The 2,715-nt window shown below is 61.8% G+C and carries 4 protein-coding genes; all 4 read right to left on the bottom strand.

What is annotated here, in order from left to right; translation table 11 throughout:
- Nucleotides 1-1,522: P-type conjugative transfer protein TrbL (gene trbL / locus SPHV1_RS25950; protein WP_054944503.1), on the bottom strand; the 1,522-nt coding region annotated here is incomplete at its 3' end.
- A 10-nt stretch (nucleotides 1,523-1,532) separates the two neighbouring features.
- Nucleotides 1,533-1,769, bottom strand: coding sequence for an EexN family lipoprotein (locus SPHV1_RS02410; RefSeq protein WP_054944502.1), 237 nt, complete (start codon nucleotides 1,767-1,769; stop codon nucleotides 1,533-1,535).
- 9 nt (nucleotides 1,770-1,778) lie between these two features.
- Complete coding sequence (gene trbJ, locus SPHV1_RS02405; protein ID WP_022675885.1) at nucleotides 1,779-2,534, bottom strand: P-type conjugative transfer protein TrbJ; 756 nt, start codon at nucleotides 2,532-2,534, stop codon at nucleotides 1,779-1,781.
- Nucleotides 2,535-2,559: 25 nt separating this feature from the next.
- On the bottom strand, nucleotides 2,560-2,715 hold a 156-nt coding region (locus SPHV1_RS26085; protein ID WP_369817857.1), incomplete at its 5' end, for a TrbI/VirB10 family protein.

Below are 2,715 nucleotides of genomic sequence, written 5' to 3'. Positions count from 1 at the left end.
CCGCGCCCCCGCCCCCCCCCCCCCCCCCCCCCCCCCCCACCGTATTTCCCACCCGCTCTTTCAAAGCGCCCACCGCCATACCAGCGGCAGCGCCGCCGAGGATGCTTGCGGTTTTCGCCGCACGGCTAAGGCCGGTGCGTTGCGTGCCGCCAGTGTCGCCACTTTCGGGCGCGCCTTCACCTTGCGAGCTGGCGGAGCTGGCCTCCCCCTCCCCCGCAGGCGAGCCACCGGCAGCGCCGCCGCCGTTGCCGTCTTCACGATCGGCCGCCTCGCTACCCGCAGCGGCGCTTGCAGCCGTGCCACCGCCCGCGCTGGCGGCTTCCGAGCCGCCTTGAAGGCCGCTGTTGTCATTGGCCGGGGGGGAACCGCCATCGCCGCCCATAGCGACGCTAAGGGGCGTGCCGCCGCCCCCACCGCCACCGCCGCCGCCGTTATCGCCGCCTCCCGGCATGTCGCCCGCCGACGAAAGCGGTTGCCCGCCTCCCATGCCGGTTTGGCCGCCTTCACCACCGCTCCCACCAGCGGCAGCGAAGGCGGCCTTGATCGCGCTGGCTCCACCCGCAGCGTTCATCGCGCCAGCAGCGATCATAGCTCCACCCGTGGCCGCCGCCCCAGCGGCCATCCCGGCAGCACCCAGCGCGGCCCCTGCCCCAAAGGCTCCGATACCGCCCGCCGCGTGGATCGAGCCGCCGCTTATAACGCCCCCGACCATCGCGGGAACCTTGTTTACGAGCGCCAGAAGGACGACCGCGAAGACAAGCATGGTCCCTAAATCTTGGAGAGACGAACCCTCGCCCGTTGCGGCATAATATTGGTCAAGGAAGGTTTTGCCGACGCCGACGATAAGAACCATCGTCATCAGGGACGCGCCCACCGCGACCACCGTTTTGAAATAGTTCAGCGCAATATCGCTGGTCCACCGCGCGCCGCCGAAGCCCAAAAAGATAACCCCGGCATAGGCGAGGACATAGCCGGAGGCCAACAGCAGCAGCATATTCACGCCGACGAGAGCCAAAACAATCAGGATGCCCAGCGAAACCAAGATAGAAAGAGCGGAATCGACCGGAGTTAGGACGCTGGACGCTTCGACAGCTTGGCGGAAAATGTCGAAACCAATGTCCACAATACCCGATGGCGCGAGATTGTTAGGCAGGCCGGATGCCTGCGCACCCAACGAGCGCAGCCCTTCAATGATCGCCAAGCCGATCGCCGGGCCGTTGATGAGCAGCCACCAGAAGAAGCCGCAGAAGATGGCGAAGCGAATTGCTTCCGAAGCAAATTCGCCAAGATCGGCGCGGCGCAACGCCATTACCCCGAACGTCCAAATGAGGCTGACCGCCGCTAGTGTGCCGAATAGAATTGTCGCGTGCGTTGTGAAGACGCTCGCCCACGCCGCCGCCATGCTCTTATATTTGTTCAGAACATTATCGAGCATACCTTGCGATTGCGCATAGGCGGGAGTCGCGGCGAGCGTGAGCGCCACCCCCAAGGCGGACAGGTGTAGGCGAGCCAGAGCCTTCATAGTGCTATCCTCAATTCTGATAGGTTCCGATCGGCGTCGGCTTGGTTTCGTGCGCTAGTGCGCTGCCCGCTTCTTGGCACTCCGCGTCGGTTTCGACGCCGGATTTGCATCGGGCGACCTTCTCGCGGGCTTCGTCTAGGTGTTGAGAGTAATAGAGCATCGTTTTCGGTTCGGACTTGCCGCAGGCCGCGAGAAGAAGTGTAGCGGTGCAGCAGGACGCGGCGATAAGTTGACGCAATTTCGGCATGGGCTTTCCTTAATTCTGATAGGTTCCGATCGGCGTCGGTTTGGTTTTCCGCATTGCGGCCGATGCCTCTGTTGCCGCAGCATCGCGATCGAGCTGATATTGCGATTGAGCCGTCAGCGCGGCGCTTTGCGCGAGCAGGACGCCGCGAATTTTCTGCAACTCACTGGCTTGTTGGGCCGCAAATTGATTGGCGTAGGACAGGGCTTGCATTTGCCCGCTCGCACCCGTGGCATTGGCCTGCAACTGGTCGAGGCGCTGGCCGTCAGACGCAAGCGTTGTCATGGCGCTGTTGATGCCGTTCATAGCGTCGGCATTTGCGGCCATCTGGCTTGTCGTGCGGGCGCGAGTAGCGGACAGAGCCGCCGCGCGCTGCGCCGCCGTGCAGTTCCCGAACGTGCAAGCATTGGTCTGATAGTAAGACGGATTTTTGAATTGATTCATGTAGGTGTTCACGTCGCCAGCTTGACGAGCGAACGAGCTGATTTGATTGACCTGCCCTTGGAGGCTGTCGATCGTTTGCGTAGCCTGCTGCCAGAGCTGGACCGGCGCGCCGACCGTGTTCTGAATCATATTTTGGTATTGCTGTAGCTGCGTCTGATACTGCTGGATTTGCTTCGCCACCGTGGCGACGTTTTGCAGCGCGGAAACGGTTGTCTGGCGGACGTTCGCAACGTCGATAACCGAGATTTGCGCATTGGCGGACGGGGCCGCCAGCGCGAGAGTGATCGCCAAAGAAATTTTAGCGGCTAAAATTCGAGACTTCATTTTGCTTGCTCCCTTTCATCTGGCGTCAATAATCGAATGAGCGGTAAGGCTTTGAAAATGTGAGGTCTTTCACGACGACCACATTGAAGCGGAAGCCGGGCCGGATAATCAGCGTGGGCGATATGTTCAGATTGCGCTCAATCATCATCGCCGTGGTCTGTCCGAGCTGCTGGCCGAGAGC

Origin of the sequence: Novosphingobium sp. KN65.2, assembly GCF_001368935.1 — a bacterium.
In the GTDB taxonomy this organism is placed as follows: domain Bacteria; phylum Pseudomonadota; class Alphaproteobacteria; order Sphingomonadales; family Sphingomonadaceae; genus Novosphingobium; species Novosphingobium mathurense.
The sequence above is the reverse complement of the archived record's forward strand: the minus strand, read 5'-3'. Positions and strand labels throughout refer to the sequence as shown.